Origin of the sequence: Bradyrhizobium sp. 2S1 (genome assembly GCF_011516625.5) — a bacterium.
Taxonomy (GTDB): Bacteria; Pseudomonadota; Alphaproteobacteria; order Rhizobiales; family Xanthobacteraceae; genus Bradyrhizobium; species Bradyrhizobium septentrionale.
In genome coordinates this window covers 9,798,262-9,812,123 of record NZ_CP147717.1, presented here as the reverse complement: position 1 = coordinate 9,812,123, position 13,862 = coordinate 9,798,262, and the positions used below count along the sequence as shown (strand labels likewise).

15 protein-coding genes and 1 pseudogene are annotated in these 13,862 nt (G+C 60.2%); 6 read left to right on the top strand and 10 right to left on the bottom strand.

Features of this window, described 5'->3' with window-relative positions; all coding sequences use genetic code 11:
* Nucleotides 1-256: 256 nt before the first annotated feature.
* Nucleotides 257-826 (bottom strand): TMEM175 family protein, encoded by a 570-nt coding sequence (locus HAP54_RS46685; RefSeq protein WP_166307156.1) that lies wholly within the window; start codon nt 824-826, stop codon nt 257-259.
* 312 nt (nt 827-1,138) lie between these two features.
* A complete protein-coding gene (locus tag HAP54_RS46680; protein WP_166298063.1) occupies nt 1,139-1,819 on the bottom strand; it encodes a Crp/Fnr family transcriptional regulator in 681 nt (226 codons plus the stop codon).
* A 216-nt stretch (nt 1,820-2,035) separates the two neighbouring features.
* Between HAP54_RS46680 and HAP54_RS46675 the strand changes: the two genes are divergently transcribed.
* Nucleotides 2,036-3,189 (top strand): IS3 family transposase gene (locus HAP54_RS46675; protein ID WP_166295259.1). Its coding sequence is split into 2 segments (ribosomal slippage): nt 2,036-2,285 and nt 2,285-3,189, totalling 1,155 coding nucleotides; the frame shifts between segments, so codons are not numbered across the junction.
* 35 nt (nt 3,190-3,224) lie between these two features.
* Here the strand turns inward: HAP54_RS46675 and HAP54_RS46670 are convergent.
* The 5 genes and pseudogenes from HAP54_RS46670 to HAP54_RS46650 all read right to left on the bottom strand — a co-directional run.
* A pseudogene (locus HAP54_RS46670) lies at nt 3,225-3,977 on the bottom strand (recombinase family protein); the annotation flags it as partial.
* Nucleotides 3,967-4,476 (bottom strand): DUF2924 domain-containing protein, encoded by a 510-nt coding sequence (locus HAP54_RS46665; protein ID WP_166298062.1) that lies wholly within the window; start codon nt 4,474-4,476, stop codon nt 3,967-3,969. The pseudogene HAP54_RS46670 and the gene HAP54_RS46665, both read right to left, overlap by 11 nt.
* Nucleotides 4,473-4,826, bottom strand: coding sequence for a DUF3489 domain-containing protein (locus tag HAP54_RS46660; protein ID WP_166298061.1), 354 nt, complete (start codon nt 4,824-4,826; stop codon nt 4,473-4,475). The genes HAP54_RS46665 and HAP54_RS46660 overlap by 4 nt, the downstream gene beginning before the upstream one ends.
* A 90-nt stretch (nt 4,827-4,916) precedes the next feature.
* The gene (locus HAP54_RS46655; protein WP_166307154.1) at nt 4,917-5,138 is read right to left on the bottom strand and encodes a hypothetical protein; all 222 of its coding nucleotides are present in this window, start codon (nt 5,136-5,138) and stop codon (nt 4,917-4,919) included.
* Nucleotides 5,139-5,264: 126 nt separating this feature from the next.
* On the bottom strand, nt 5,265-5,534 hold the full coding sequence (locus HAP54_RS46650) for a helix-turn-helix domain-containing protein (RefSeq protein ID WP_166307152.1): 270 nt from the start codon (nt 5,532-5,534) through the stop codon (nt 5,265-5,267).
* 168 nt (nt 5,535-5,702) lie between these two features.
* On the opposite strand from HAP54_RS46650, the gene HAP54_RS46645 reads away from it, so the two are divergent.
* The 4 genes from HAP54_RS46645 to HAP54_RS46630 all read left to right on the top strand — a co-directional run bounded on the left by HAP54_RS46645 (nt 5,703) and on the right by HAP54_RS46630 (nt 10,605).
* The gene (locus HAP54_RS46645; RefSeq protein WP_166298060.1) at nt 5,703-6,254 is read left to right on the top strand and encodes a hypothetical protein; all 552 of its coding nucleotides are present in this window, start codon (nt 5,703-5,705) and stop codon (nt 6,252-6,254) included.
* Nucleotides 6,151-6,897, top strand: a complete 747-nt coding sequence (locus HAP54_RS46640) for a transposase (RefSeq protein ID WP_166298059.1) — start codon at nt 6,151-6,153, stop codon at nt 6,895-6,897. The genes HAP54_RS46645 and HAP54_RS46640 overlap by 104 nt, the downstream gene beginning before the upstream one ends.
* 489 nt (nt 6,898-7,386) lie before the next feature.
* Nucleotides 7,387-8,451 carry an IS630 family transposase gene (locus tag HAP54_RS46635; RefSeq protein WP_166204319.1) on the top strand — a complete coding sequence of 355 codons (1,065 nt, stop codon included), beginning with the start codon at nt 7,387-7,389 and terminating at the stop codon, nt 8,449-8,451.
* 351 nt (nt 8,452-8,802) lie between these two features.
* A complete protein-coding gene (locus tag HAP54_RS46630; protein WP_166298058.1) occupies nt 8,803-10,605 on the top strand; it encodes a phage tail sheath family protein in 1,803 nt (600 codons plus the stop codon).
* Between the two features lie 39 nt (nt 10,606-10,644).
* On the opposite strand, the gene HAP54_RS46625 is transcribed toward HAP54_RS46630, so the two are convergent.
* Nucleotides 10,645-10,869 carry a hypothetical protein gene (locus HAP54_RS46625; protein WP_210297448.1) on the bottom strand — a complete coding sequence of 75 codons (225 nt, stop codon included), beginning with the start codon at nt 10,867-10,869 and terminating at the stop codon, nt 10,645-10,647.
* A 436-nt stretch (nt 10,870-11,305) separates the two neighbouring features.
* Nucleotides 11,306-11,818 carry a hypothetical protein gene (locus tag HAP54_RS46620; RefSeq protein ID WP_210297449.1) on the bottom strand — a complete coding sequence of 171 codons (513 nt, stop codon included), beginning with the start codon at nt 11,816-11,818 and terminating at the stop codon, nt 11,306-11,308.
* Nucleotides 11,819-11,832: 14 nt separating this feature from the next.
* Here HAP54_RS46620 and HAP54_RS46615 point away from each other — a divergent pair, with 14 nt between their 5' ends.
* Nucleotides 11,833-12,438, top strand: coding sequence for a phage tail sheath family protein (locus HAP54_RS46615; protein WP_210297450.1), 606 nt, complete (start codon nt 11,833-11,835; stop codon nt 12,436-12,438).
* 52 nt (nt 12,439-12,490) lie between these two features.
* On the opposite strand, the gene HAP54_RS46610 is transcribed toward HAP54_RS46615, so the two are convergent.
* Nucleotides 12,491-13,825: an IS1182 family transposase gene (locus HAP54_RS46610; RefSeq protein ID WP_166202952.1), complete on the bottom strand. Its 1,335-nt coding sequence runs from the start codon at nt 13,823-13,825 to the stop codon at nt 12,491-12,493.
* Nucleotides 13,826-13,862: the final 37 nt, after the last annotated feature.

The following is a 13,862-nucleotide window of genomic DNA, read 5'->3' as shown; positions in this document are numbered from 1 at the left end:
GGCGCAATGTCCGAGATGGGGCATTCGCGTCGGTTTGACAGTCGAGCAAGCACTTCCGGTCTACCCACAACTCCGGACACGACGCTGCGCCGCGACAAATGTCGCGATGGGCCAGGATCGGAAGTCGCGATTCATGGTTCAAGTCTCAGAGCAAAGGCTATCAGACCCGCACAACACGATTTTGTGGCGCTATTCCGAGACCATCGCAGGGCGGTTAGCCATTGCATACGAAGACACCTCGGCAGAGATCGAGCGGCTAATTTGTTCTCGGCGGCCAACGCCGGGCCGCCAACCAACCCGCCAGAGGTGCGCCAAAGGCCAGGCACCAGATGAACTGTGCAACGAATGGAGCGACGGCGGCCATCACCATTCCGAACAACAATACGAAGACCGGAAAGACCGCGTTTGCCAGCAACTCGGAATTGCGGCGACCTCGCAGCGCCAGAATCCATAGCAGCGCATTCAGGCCGGCAATGATAGTCAGATGGAAGCCGTAGCTTACTGCGACGACGCTATCGAGCCGATACGCGCCGTAAAGTCCGTTCGTCACCGGAAGCATGACGATCGACAGCAGGAAGATCAGATTGAGGAAGACTTCGCCGCGGCTGCCTTCCGGCGCGAAGGTGAGCCGCCGATGATGGCTGAGCCAAAACACGCCGGCGACGATAAAGCTGATCATCAGCGCGATGACAGGCTGGGCGTAGGCATTTACAAGGTCTATCCAGGCCGGCGCGTTCGCGAACCTGCTGGCCTTCGGCAGATCATAGGCGAGCAGCGTCATCGCAACGCCAAAGATGGTGTTGCTCAACGCCTCCAATCGGCGCATTTCGAAAAGACCGATCTGCTTCAACCTCGCTCCCCCCTCAAAGCCCCCGGACACGAGACCCGGACATGCTTTCAGCTGTTGGATTGTCGGACATAGATTGCCCCTTGTGGGCAAGATAAGAAGTCGCGACGCTTCTATCACTTCATCCAGATCGAACAACCAGCGACAACTAACGCTCTGGTCCTTCCGAATCTCGGGAGGGGCCGGTGCGATGCCCGGCGCGTCCGTGCAATTGGCTCTGAAGAGTTTAGTCGCCCCTAACGACGCGGCGGTTGGCGTTGGCCCGTGACGCTTGAGGCGCAATTTATCGCTTTACAGTTCGCGCCTGATCTCGGGCTTGTCGTACAAGACTGCATTCAGCAATGAACTGTCGACCTCGATTTTTCCGTTGTAGCTGATGAAGCCGAGCTTGCGGAATCTGTTCATGAAGAAGCTAACGCGGGATCGCGTCGTTCCAATCATTTCGGCCAATGTCTCCTGGCTGATATTTGGACTGATCGGTTGAGGGTTGCCCTCCTTGCCGAAATTCGCCAGCAGGAGCAGCAGGCGCGCCAACCGTTTTTCACTGGAGTTGAAGAGCTGATCGATCAGGTCCTCTTCAATCCGGCTGTTGCGGGTCAGCAGATAGGCAATGAACAGCTCCGAAAACTTGGGTTCATCGTGCAATGCCGCGACCATGGCGGTCTTCGTTATCGCGGTCACCAGGCATTCCTCCATCGCTGTCGTTGTCGCGATACGCAGCGAATGGCCGTTCATGCAGCCTTCGCCAAAGAACTGGCCGGCCTCCAGAATGCCGACCACCGCTTCCTTGCCTTGCTCTGATATGACGACAACCTTGATCCGGCCTTTCTGGATATAGAAAACCGTATTTGCCACGTCGCCCTGCGCAAAGACGATCTCATCCTTGCGAAACTCAAGGATGGTCTTCCCTTCGCCTACCTTGGCGAGAAACTCCTTGGGATCAAATATTGCGTGGTTGGTCTTTTCTGGCATGTCCCGTTTCGTCCGCGCGTGGTGGGACGCCTAGCTTACCATTCAGCCGCCGACGTTCGAAGTGAAAGTGCCGCACAAGGAGGCTCTTCGCAGCCCGGATGAGCGAGGGAGTACCCGCGCGGCTGCCGATAAGCTAATCGAGCGGTCAGCAGACCATGAGCTGCTGCCGGTTTGATGGACACCGAGATTAGGTGTTTCATGAAGCCGGAGGTGGCGATGAAAAGACGGAAGTTCAGCCGCGAGTTCAAGGTCGAGGCGGTCAAGCTGGTGCGGGAACGTGGGGTGTCGGTGGCGCAAGCTGGCCGTGACCTGGATGTTCATGAGAATGTTCTCCGCAAATGGGTGAAGGAGTTGGGCTCCGACCCGGCGCAAGCCTTTCCCGGCCACGGGCAGATGAAGCCGGAGCAGCAGGAGATCGAGCGGCTGCGCCGTGAGGTCGCCAAGCTGAAGGCCGAGCGGGATATCCTAAAAAAGGCCGCAGCCTACTTCGCGAAGGAAGCGACATGAAGTTCGCCTTCGTCGCGAAGCACCGGACGATCTGGCCGGTGGCATGGCTATGCGATGCGCTGGGAGTGTCGCGGTCGGGCTTCCATGCCTGGCTGAACCGCTCTCCCAGCGCCAGATCCCGCAGCGACGAGGAGCTCGGCGGCAAGGTCAAGGCCAGCTTCGCCGCCAGCGACCGCACCTATGGCGCACGCCGGGTGTGGCGTGACCTGCTCGCCGACGGGGCGGATTGCGGCCTGCACCGGATTGAGCGGCTGATGCGCCTGCAAGGCTTGCGGGCGCGGCCGCGACGTCGGCGCTTACCGAAGGACAGCGGCGATCGACAGCTCGAGACCGTACCGGCGAACCTCCTTGACCGGCAGTTCGCCGCCGAGCGGCCGAACCAGAAGTGGATCGCCGACTTCACCTATCTCTGGACGGCCGAAGGCTGGCTCTATGTCGCAGCGGTGATCGACCTGTTCTCACGCCGCGTGGTGGGCTGGTCGATGAGTGCCTCCATGACGGCACAGCTCGTGACGGACGCATTGTTGATGGCCGTCTGGCGGCGCGGCAAGCCGGATGCGCTGTTGCATCACTCCGACCAGGGCAGCCAGTACACCAGCGAGCAGTTCCAGCGCCTGATGGCCGACCACGGCATCGTTTGCAGCATGAGCCGCTCCGGCAACGTCTGGGACAACGCGGCGATGGAGAGCTTCTTCTCCTCGCTCAAGACCGAGCGTACGGCCAACAAGATTTATCAAACCAGAGATGAGGCACGCGCCGATGTGTTCGACTACATCGAACGATTTTACAACACGACCCGCAGGCACTCGACCATCGGCTATCTCAGCCCGGTTGAGTTCGAGCGCAAGGTGGGATTAGCTTAAGCGGGTGTCCATCAAACCGGCAGCAGCTCAGGATGGATTTCTCCCAGGTAGATCCGGTTTCTGAGGAGGTGGGAGAGGGGACCATAGGTAAAGGGAATGCCGCCCCGGTATTTCGGGACTTTGGCGTCTCGCCGCTTAGTGACGATCTTGCGTCGATCGAGCTCCGCCACCAATTTACCGAAAGAACCGAGCTCGAGGTAAAGCCGGAAAATAGTACGAATGGTTTCGGCCTCAGCCTTGTTGATGACGAGCTTCCGATCCTTGGCGCTATAGCCGAGCGGGACCGTGCCGCCGGTCCACTTTCCCTTTTTTCGCGAAGCGGCCACTTTGTCCTTAACCCGTTCCGAGGCCAGTTCGCGTTCGAACTGGGCAAAGGACAGCAGCACGTTCAGCGTCAACCGGCCCATTGAGGTGGTGGTGTTGAACTGCTGGGTGACCGCCACGAAGGAGATCGACCGCGCGTCAAAGGCCTCGACCAGCTTGGCAAAATCGGCGAGCGAACGGGTGAGGCGGTCGATCTTGTAGACTACCACGACATCGACCCTGCCGGCCTCGATATCGGCCAGCAGCAGTTTCAGGGCAGGGCGGTCCAGATTGCCACCGGAGTAGGCAGGATCGTCGTAGTGCTGGGCGAGGGCCTTCCAGCCCTGGGAGGCCTGGCTCTTGATGTAGGCCTCACAGGCCTCCCGCTGCGCGTCGAGTGAGTTGAACTCTTGGTCCAGGCCGTGCTCGGTGGATTTGCGGGTGTAGACGGCGCAGCGCAGCGTCCTTCCGGCTTCAGCTGCCATCGGCCACCTTCGCGTCGTCAGCCTGGGCGGGGGACGACCGCAGCCCGAAGAACCGCGGCCCGCTCCATTTGGTGCCTGTGATCGCCGTTGCGATTTCGGAAAGGCTGGTGAAGGTTTTGCCGTCGTAGGCGAACCCGTCCTCCATGACCATGACGCGATACGTGCGGCGATTCCAGGTCCGCACCAGCTCTGAGCCCGGCTTGATCCGCCGGGGCACCTCGATCCGGCCGTTGGGTTTGGTCCGGGCCGCTTTCACCAGTTGATTGAGCATGCGCTGGTGCTCCCGCGACAGGCCGCCATAGGCCTTCTCCTGGATATGGCGTGCGATGCTGCGTCGAAGCAGGTCCGGACCGAACGCCTTCGGTGGCTCGGTCCGAAACAGCTCGCGGTAACGGGCGCGAAGCTGGACGATCGGCATGGTGGGCAGTCGGTCCAGTTCGGCCTCGACCTTTGGATCCGCTGCCTGCTCTGTTGCGCCGGAACCGGCGCTCGCAATCATGATACAGTTCCTCGCGTTGCGATTCGGTAGACGCGCTCATTTCCGGTCTTCTCGGAGTCGAGCTTTAGCCCGAGCTTCTTTCTGACGACACCAGCAAGGAAGCCGCGCACGGAATGTGGCTGCCAGTTCGTCGCTTCCATGATTGCGGCGATCGTCGTGCCCTTCGGCTGCCGTAACAGTCCGAGGACAGCCTCCTGTTTGGATGAACGGCCTGATCCGGCTGCAGTCGATTTGCTCGGCACAGCTCTTCTGGCAGATCCTCTCTTGGTGGCCCACTTTTTGGCAGTCTTGCTGCCAGCGCGAGGCTTGGAAGATCTCGTTGATTGCGGTCTGGACTTGCGAGCGGCCATTGCGCCCTCCTGTGTCAACGACAGCATCATGCGCTGCCACTGACACGAGCCCCGCATCCGGGGGCAAAGGGAGGGAGCGAAAGCCGCTCGTTAGCTTCGGGTGAGCCGATGCATCATCGTGACGGCATCGTGCAGCCGTCCGGCGTCATAGAGCAATTGCTCGATCTCCATCGATACTTCGATCCCTTCGGCGACGCTGCCAGCCACAACGCAGGCTTCCGCCGCCCGGGCGATGCGAACCGCCTCGTTGAGCTTCGTGGTGATCTCGACAAGAAAGAGTTTGATGGTCTCGTTGATGGCTGCCGTATCCATGTGCATCGCCCGTTGTTGACGACGACACTACCGCTCCGATCGACCCCGAAGTCGAGCGAATTCCCGAGCAATCTTGCGGCTCATTTCGCGGGGTTTGGACCACCGGATGATCGGCGTTAGCGGAGCTTAGCTCGCCGATTTCCGGGGAGATTTTGCCGGCCGTCCTGCGAGATATGCCTTGAACTGCTTGAGCGGATCGGCGCCGAGTGCCTCGACGATGGCGATGAACTCGACCACGTCGATCCGCCGCTCGCCACCCTCATATTTGGCGATAAACGACTCCGGCTTTCCCAACTTCCGCGCCAATGCATGCTGCCGCATGCCGGCTCGTTGTCGCGCTGCGACAAGAAGCTGGATCAGCCGGGCATATTCGGCAGATTTTAGGGACTTTTGCATTGACCGCCGCGACCGTGAATCGGCGGCAGGCAATTTGATCCTGAAAATGGATTATCCCAAAAAGGGATAGTATTAACCCTCGAATGCGACACTGTCCGGACCGGTCTCGATGCATTGGACTTCGCCGGACAGGCAAGCGTACTGACGAGGAACGAAGGACAGGATCAAGTGGCTGAATTGACTGAAGAGCGCTCAGACCTTCCACGCGCGGGCTGGCATTCTCAGGACTCAAGCCTGCGGGAGCAGGCGATCGGTCATCTGTTCCTTGGTGAATTGCTTGCTGCAATGTGGCGGAGCAATCAACGCGACATCGAAGTCCTCAAGGCCGAAGTCGACCGCGGTGGCTACGATCTCGTACTGGAAGCAAACGGCTTCCTTCGTCACGTTCAGCTCAAATCGAGCTTTGCCGGGTCAAAGGTCCGCCATGTCAGCGTCGGCACGAAGCTGCTGGCAAAGCCGGGAGGCTGCGTCATCTGGATCGAATTCGACGGTGATAGCTTGAAGATCGAGCGGTATCTTTGGTTCGGCGGAGAACCAGGCCAGGCGCTTCCGGATCTAGGAGCTTGTCTGGATAGTCGCTGTTCAAATCTGGTCGGGTCTGATTCAACATTGGGCGATGAGCAAGTATTTTCGGCCTTGGAACATCGATCAGACGCTGCTTCTGCCGCCGAATGTGCAGGACTTCGTGCCGAAAGGCCATGTCTCGCGGTTTATGGTTGATCTGGTGCGGGAGAGCCTCGATCTCAGGGAGATCATGGGCAGCTATGTGAGCGGGCTTGGGCAGCCGCCGTTTGATCCGCGGATGATGGTGGCGCTGCTGCTGCATAGCTATGCGAGTGGGCTGTATTCGTCGCGTCGGATTGCCAAGGCCTGCCGGGAGCGGAACGATTTTGTGATGATCGTGGCGCTGGATGCGCCGGATTTTCGGACGATCAGCGACTTTCGCAAGCGACATTTGAAGGCGCTCGGCGCGCTATTCGTGCAGGTTCTGAAGTTGTGCGAGACGGCCGGGCTGGTCAAGCTCGGTCATGTCGCGCTGGATGGTACGAAGATCAAGGCGAACGCGTCGAAACACAAGGCGATGAGTTATGAGCGCATGAAGAAGCGCGAGGCGGAATTGAAGGCCGAGGTCGCTCGCATGCTGGCGGCCGCCGAGGCGGCGGATGCCTCGGAGGATGAGACTTTCGGCAACAGCGACGAACTGCCGGACTGGACCGTCGACAAGCAGAAACGGCTGGCGAAGATCCAGCAAGCGATGGCGGCGTCGGTGTGCCATCCCAGCCGGCGTGGCCGAAGCAATGATCAAAACGCAAGCGAAATCGCTGACGGCATCGCAAGATTGGGGTTTTCTCGATTGGTCTAGGATTACGCAATGGCTCGCGTATTCGCGGAATGAGCGGTTATGGAATATTCGCGACTGATCGCAGAAGCAAAAGAGAGGCGCGCGAGTTTTTCGCAGCGGCAAGGCTCCGGCTGGAGTGCAAGCGGCGCGGCATCGTGAGGCTCGACGTCGGCCCCGAGGCCGTTGCGGCGACCTTCCTGCCAGGCCGGCTTCGCAAGTCGAGAGGAAAATCGCTGGAGCGCGACGGTTAAGCGAGTCAACGATTTCCTCGAATTGCTGGACGAGTAGAGCGGATAGCGGAAGAATGCGAGGGCCTGAGGCGCGACACCGGGCAACTGCCGAGCGGCGAACAACGCGCTGCGTGGGATTCGGGTCGGCCTTTGCGGGCGGACCCGGCACCAGCGGCCCGGCTGCAGGGGGAGAACATGCCCAACGGCTTCAGTGCCCCTCGCAGCTCCCCTATGCTAGTACCTACTGTTCTTAAAGCGTGAGTCGTGATTCAAGGTCGGGATGATACCCGAAGCAAGAGAAGTCCACCTTTCGAGGAAAGATCGCAAGGTGCTTGAGGCGTGTTGCCGCTCCCCGGTGACGTTGCAGCGCGATTTGAAGCGGGCGCGGATAGTTCTGTTGGCGGCGGATGGACGCAGCACTCGGTCGATCGCCAAGGAAGTTGGGGTCCAGCCGCGGATTGTCAGCCTTTGGCGGCATCGCTATGCCGACCAAGGCCTTGAAGGGCTGCAAGACAAGCCGCGACCGGGCAAGCAGCCAATCTATACGAAGGCCACCGACAAGCGGATTCTGAAGCTGCTGGACAAGCCGCCGCCGGACGGGTTCGCACGCTGGACCGGGCCCCTGCTGGCCGGGGCGCTGGGCGATGTTGACGTCCAATATGTCTGGCGGTTCCTGCGCAGCCACAAGATTGACCTCGCGGCTCGTAAGTCCTGGTGTGAGAGCAACGACCCGAACTTTACGGCCAAAGCCGCCGATGTTGTCGGCCTCTATGTCGCCCCGCCCGCGAAGGCCATTGTGCTGTGCGTGGACGAGAAGCCCTCGATCCAGGCTTTGGAGCGAGCGCAGGGTTATCTGAAGTTGCCCAATGGCCGCGCCTTGACCGGCCAGAGCCACGATTACAAGCGGCATGGCACCACAACATTGTTTGCGGCGCTCGAAGTCGCCACCGGAAAGATCATCGCGGCGCATTCAAAACGCCGACGCCGCGTCGAGTTTCTCGACTTCATGAACAGCGTCACCGCGGCTTTTCCGAACCGGAAGCTTCACGTCATCCTCGACAACCTCAACACCCACAAGAAGAACGAGCATTGGCTCAAGGCCCACCCCAACGTGCAATTTCATTTCACGCCGACAAGTGCGTCTTGGCTCAATCAGGTCGAGGTATGGTTTTCGATCTTGCAGGGGCAGTCGCTCAGCGGCACCTCCTTCACAAGCCTCACGCAGCTTCAGGAGCACATCGATGCCTACGTCAACGCATACAACGACAGAGCCGAGCCCTTCGTCTGGACCAAGAAAAAGGTCCGTCAACGCCGTTTCAAAGGCCGCCGTATCACTCAGCTCTGATTCTGGGTACTAGGGAAGGTTTCTTGCTTCCCTCCAAGATGACCCTGTAACGCTTGGACAAATTCCCTGTTGGATGTGACAGGGAATTGGCAAACGGCACTGCGATCGTCGGCGATCGGCAGCCTGCCGGGTCCGCGCGCAATGCTTTGAGCTGCTTGAGAGTTCGTTGCGCGACAGTGTGTCCCGTAGAAAGTCATGCTATCAATAGCTAACAGTCTTGAATTTCACCGCATAAGGTAGTTACAACCAGAAATTGGAAAAAGGCGCCGACGCCATCGGGGAAGTACACAACCGCCCCCGCGAGGATTTGATAGGTTTCGATTCGCGCCTTGCCACACCGAGGAGGCGTTCATGCCTGCCGCGCTCACTTATCCAGGCGTTTACATCGAAGAAGTGTCGAGCGGCGTTCACACCATCACAGGCGTCGCCACCTCGATCACGGCTTTCATCGGACGCGCATTGCGCGGGCCGAGCGACGAGCCGGTAACGATCAACAACTACGGGGATTTCGAGCGCATCTTCGGCGGGCTCTGGCTCGACAGCACGCTCGGCTATGCGGTGCGGGATTTTTACCTGAACGGCGGCGGCCAGGCGATCATCGTGCGCCTGTATCACGGAAAGATCGCGGCTGGCGATGAAGCGGACGCGCTCGCCGCCGCCAAGGATACCGCCGCCGAGGGCGCCGGCGCGGGCGATGCCGCCACCGCTTTGGCCAAGATCAAGGCAAAAGCAGACTCGTATGCCGATGAACCGAAGAAGAGCGCCGCCAAGGCCGTATACGATGCTGCCGCGAAGGAGGTAGCGGACAACTCCAGCGCAACCGCGGCAACCGTAGAGGCCGCCGCGAAGAGCGCGATCGCCAAGGCCGTGCCGCTCGGCAAGGCCACCCTGAACGTCAAGGGACTGAATCTTCAAGCCAGGTACCAGGGCGTTTGGGGAAACAAGTTGCGCGGGCGGGTCGACCTTGACGTCAAGGATGCCGACGGCAACGACGTGCAGGGCCTGTTTAATCGGACCATATACGATGGCACGACCCAGCAGACCGAGTCCTTCCGCAATCTGTCGGTCGACGCTGCCAACGCGCGGCGCGTCGACAAGGTGCTCAAGAATGAATCGCGTCTCGTGGAGATGACCGGCGCTTTGCCGGTATTACCGACGGCGCATGCGAAGGATCCGGCGCAAGGAAAAACAATCTGGAACGACGACAACGCGAGCACCGGGGTCCTCGACACGGCCGGGGATGGCGACGCGCTCGCGATCGCGGACTTCAACGGACAGGGCAAGGAGGACAAAAAGGACGGGTTGTACGCGCTGGAAGACGCCGAACTGTTTAACATCCTGTGCATTCCTCCATACCTCGCCGGCGGCGAGGTTGATCCGGCGCTGGTCGCCGAAGCGGCGGTCTATTGCGAGCGCCGCCGCGCCATGCTGCTGGTCGATCCGCCCGCGCGTTGGAAGGACAAAAAAGGCGCCATAGACGGTCTTTCCAACCTTGGCACCAAAAGCAAGAACGCGGCGCTGTTTTTCCCACGGCTGAAGCAGCCCAACCCGCTCAACAGCAATCTTGTGGAGCAGTTCGCGCCTTGCGGAGCCGTCGCCGGCATCTTTGCCCGCACCGATACGACACGCGGCGTTTGGAAGGCGCCGGCCGGTTTGGAAGCGACCCTGGTTGGCGTGCCGGAACTGAGTGTGCCGCTCACCGATGCCGAAAATGGCGAACTCAACCCGCTCGGCGTCAACTGCCTGCGCACCATGCCGGCCGCAGGCCGCATCATCTGGGGATCGCGCACGCTGCAGGGCGACGACCGGCTCGCCTCGGAATGGAAATACGTCCCGGTGCGGCGCACGGCTCTTTTCCTTGAGGAGAGCCTCTATCGCGGTACCCAGTGGGTGGTGTTCGAGCCGAACGACGAGCCGTTATGGGCGCAGATCAGGCTGAATGTCGGCGCGTTCATGCAGAGTCTGTTCCGGCAGGGCGCCTTCCAGGGCAAGACGCCGGCGGAAGCCTATTTCGTCAAGTGTGGCAAGGACACCACTACGCAGAATGACATCGATCTCGGCATCGTCAACGTGCTTGTCGGCTTTGCGCCGCTCAAACCGGCCGAATTCGTGGTCATCAAGCTTCATCAGATCGCTGGACAGATCCAGACGTGAGGGGGACGCCATGCCAGCCGCACTGAGCTATCCGGGCGTCTACATCGAGGAAGTCCCGAGCGGTGTGCACACCATCACCATCACCGGCGTCGGCACGTCGATCGCGGCATTCGTCGGCCGGGCGCTGCGCGGACCGACCGACGAATCGACCACGATCAACAGCTTCGGCGATTTCGAGCGCATTTTCGGCGGGCTGTGGATCGGCAGCGCGCTCGGATACGCGGTGCGCGACTTTTTTCTCAATGGCGGTACACAAGCCATCATTGTTCGTCTTTTCGAACCGGACGGCGAGCGGGAAAAGACGCCTTTGACCGCGGAGGACTTCACCCTTGAGGCTGCCTATCCGGGTTCGTGGGGACACAATCTGCGTTTCACCATCGACACCGACATCTCCGACCAGGTGGTCACGGCGATGGGCCTTCCGACAGGGACGATTATTTTCAATCTAACCATCCGGGAGATCGGAGCGGATGGCGCAACCGTTGCTTCCGAAAAGTTTCGCAATGTGACGCTGATTGACGGAGCACGCCGCGTCGACGAGATTCTAAAGATCGAGTCCAATCTCGTGCGCTGGGAGGGAGATTTTAAGGCCCCTGCGGCGATCCAGGCTGTTTTCAAGAAGGTCGAGGATGCGAAGGCGAAGCTCAAGGAAGCCAATGATGCCAAGGACGATGGCAAGATCAAGACGGCGACGGAGGAACTAAGGAAAGCAGAGGGCGAGTTTGCTGACAAGGCAATGGACCAACTGTCCAAGTTGGATGTCCCATTGGCGGCAGCGAAGAAGGCCTTGGTCGATGCCAAGAATAAAGTGCCTCAGAATCCGGCCGATATCGCGGCTGCACAAAGCAAAGTCAAGGACGCCCAGAAGGCCCTCGCGGACGAAAGCACAACATTCGACGGGGCGGTACTGAAAAGCGGCACGTTCGTGGATGGCCAGGCGAACAAGAAAGGCATCTACGCGCTGGACAACGCCGACCTTTTCAACATTCTGTGCATTCCGCCCTACACGACAGGCGGCGAACCGGACAGCAATGACGTCGTGGGCGGCGGTGTGGACAATGACACCGTGATTTCGGCGGCTGCCAAGTACTGCGAAGACCGACGCGCCATACTGCTCGTCGATCCGCTTCCCACTTGGAATACAAAGGACAGCGCCAAGCAAACCTCTGTGCTCGGAACTACCAGCAAGAACGCCGCGCTGTTCTTTCCGCATTGCGCCAACCCGATATGCTGCGCGGCAACCAGATCGAAAACTTCGCGCCTTGTGGCGCTGTCGCCGGCATCTTTGCCCGCACCGATACGACACGGGGCGTCTGGAAGGCGCCGGCCGGTTTGGAAGCGACCCTCGTTGGCGTACTGGAACTACGAGTGCCGCTCACCGACGCCGAAAACGGCGAACTCAACCCGCTCGGCGTCAACTGCCTGCGCACCATGCCGGCCGCGGGCCGCATCATCTGGGGTTCGCGCACGCTGCAGGGCGACGACCGGCTCGCCTCGGAATGGAAGTACATCCCGGTGCGTCGCACTGCGCTCTATATCGAAGAGAGCCTCTATCGCGGTACCCAGTGGGTGGTGTTCGAGCCAAACGACGAGCCGCTGTGGGCGCAGATCAGGCTGAATGTCGGCGCGTTCATGCAGAGCCTGTTCCGGCAAGGCGCCTTCCAGGGCAAAACGCCGGCGGAAGCCTATTTCGTCAAGTGCGACAAGGAGACGAACCCGCAGAGCGACATCGATCGCGGCATCGTCAACGTGCTGGTTGGTTTCGCGCCGCTCAAACCCGCCGAATTCGTGGTCATCAAGCTCCAGCAGATCGCTGGACAAATCCAGACCTAGGAGCCCGTCCAGATATGTTTTCGTGACGGGCATTTGTTGTAGAGTAGCAGGCTCAGGCTGCGTTTGCGAGGTTGAACAGCTTGAGGAGGTTATGGACGGTGCAGATCATTGTCCACTCGGCGCGCACTTTCTCGATGCCCCGCAACAGGAACTGGCGGAAGCCTCTTGCCTGTTTGATCTGCCCGAACACCGGCTCCACCACTTGCTTTCGCAATCGGTAGGGTGTTTCGAAGCCGCCATCGTCGATCTTCTTTCGCATGGCCTGTGTCAGCGGGCCGCCGACTTTTCCGTTCGCTACTGTCGGGTGCTTGGCGCGTCCGGGCGCGACATAGCCATCGATGCTGCGTGTGTCGAGCGCTTCGAGATTGGCTTCGCTGCAGTAGCCGGAATCCGCTGAGGCCTGCCGCGGCTTGCGGCCAAGATTGCTCTCGATGGCCTCGATCAGGGGCACCAACTGGCCCTGATCGCTGCCGTGCTGGGTCAGTTCTTGCGCGACAATGATCTGGGCATGTGCATCGACGGCCGCCTGGGCATTATAGGCCTGAACGAAGCCATCCTTCGACTTCATGATGCGGCTTTCCGGATCGGTGAAGTTGCGTTGCGCCTTGGGATTGGGTTCCTCCGATGGCAGCGCCGCCGGTTTGCCCGGCTTCTTGCGGCCTTCGGCCTGGCGCTGCTGTTCCTTTTCGGCCTCGATGCGGCGCTCTTCCTCCGCCGCCAGTTTGGCGTCCGCTTCCAGCGCCGCCATCGCTTGCTGGATCTTCGCCAGCCGTTTCTGCTTGTCGACGGTCCAGTCCGGCAGTTCGTCGCTGTTGCCGAAAGTCTCATCCTCCGAGGCATCCGCCGCCTCGGCGGCCGCCAGCATGCGAGCGACCTCGGCCTTCAATTCCGCCTCGCGCTTCTTCATGCGCTCATAACTCATCGCCTTGTGTTTCGACGCGTTCGCCTTGATCTTCGTACCATCCAGCGCGACATGACCGAGCTTGACCAGCCCGGCCGTCTCGCACAACTTCAGAACCTGCACGAATAGCGCGCCGAGCGCCTTCAAATGTCGCTTGCGAAAGTCGCTGATCGTCCGAAAATCCGGCGCATCCAGCGCCACGATCATCACAAAATCGTTCCGCTCCCGGCAGGCCTTGGCAATCCGACGCGACGAATACAGCCCACTCGCATAGCTATGCAGCAGCAGCGCCACCATCATCCGCGGATCAAACGGCGGCTGCCCAAGCCCGCTCACATAGCTGCCCATGATCTCCCTGAGATCGAGGCTCTCCCGCACCAGATCAACCATAAACCGCGAGACATGGCCTTTCGGCACGAAGTCCTGCACATTCGGCGGCAGAAGCAGCGTCTGATCGATGTTCCAAGGCCGAAAATACTTGCTCATCGCCCAATGTTGAATCAGACCCGACCAGATTTGAACA

Excerpts from the sequence above, each read along its gene's own strand:
- HAP54_RS46685 (WP_166307156.1), bottom strand. The coding sequence starts at position 826 with ATGCGCCGATTGGAGGCGTTGAGCAACACCATCTTTGGCGTTGCGATG.
- HAP54_RS46680 (WP_166298063.1), bottom strand. The coding sequence starts at position 1,819 with ATGCCAGAAAAGACCAACCACGCAATATTTGATCCCAAGGAGTTTCTC.
- HAP54_RS46665 (WP_166298062.1), bottom strand. The coding sequence starts at position 4,476 with ATGATTGCGAGCGCCGGTTCCGGCGCAACAGAGCAGGCAGCGGATCCA.
- HAP54_RS46660 (WP_166298061.1), bottom strand. The coding sequence starts at position 4,826 with ATGGCCGCTCGCAAGTCCAGACCGCAATCAACGAGATCTTCCAAGCCT.
- HAP54_RS46655 (WP_166307154.1), bottom strand. The coding sequence starts at position 5,138 with ATGGATACGGCAGCCATCAACGAGACCATCAAACTCTTTCTTGTCGAG.
- HAP54_RS46650 (WP_166307152.1), bottom strand. The coding sequence starts at position 5,534 with ATGCAAAAGTCCCTAAAATCTGCCGAATATGCCCGGCTGATCCAGCTT.
- HAP54_RS46640 (WP_166298059.1), top strand. The coding sequence starts at position 6,151 with ATGAGCAAGTATTTTCGGCCTTGGAACATCGATCAGACGCTGCTTCTG.
- HAP54_RS46635 (WP_166204319.1), top strand. The coding sequence starts at position 7,387 with ATGATACCCGAAGCAAGAGAAGTCCACCTTTCGAGGAAAGATCGCAAG.
- HAP54_RS46630 (WP_166298058.1), top strand. The coding sequence starts at position 8,803 with ATGCCTGCCGCGCTCACTTATCCAGGCGTTTACATCGAAGAAGTGTCG.
- HAP54_RS46625 (WP_210297448.1), bottom strand. The coding sequence starts at position 10,869 with ATGATGGCTTGTGTACCGCCATTGAGAAAAAAGTCGCGCACCGCGTAT.
- HAP54_RS46620 (WP_210297449.1), bottom strand. The coding sequence starts at position 11,818 with ATGCGGAAAGAACAGCGCGGCGTTCTTGCTGGTAGTTCCGAGCACAGA.
- HAP54_RS46615 (WP_210297450.1), top strand. The coding sequence starts at position 11,833 with ATGCTGCGCGGCAACCAGATCGAAAACTTCGCGCCTTGTGGCGCTGTC.
- HAP54_RS46610 (WP_166202952.1), bottom strand. The coding sequence starts at position 13,825 with ATGAGCAAGTATTTTCGGCCTTGGAACATCGATCAGACGCTGCTTCTG.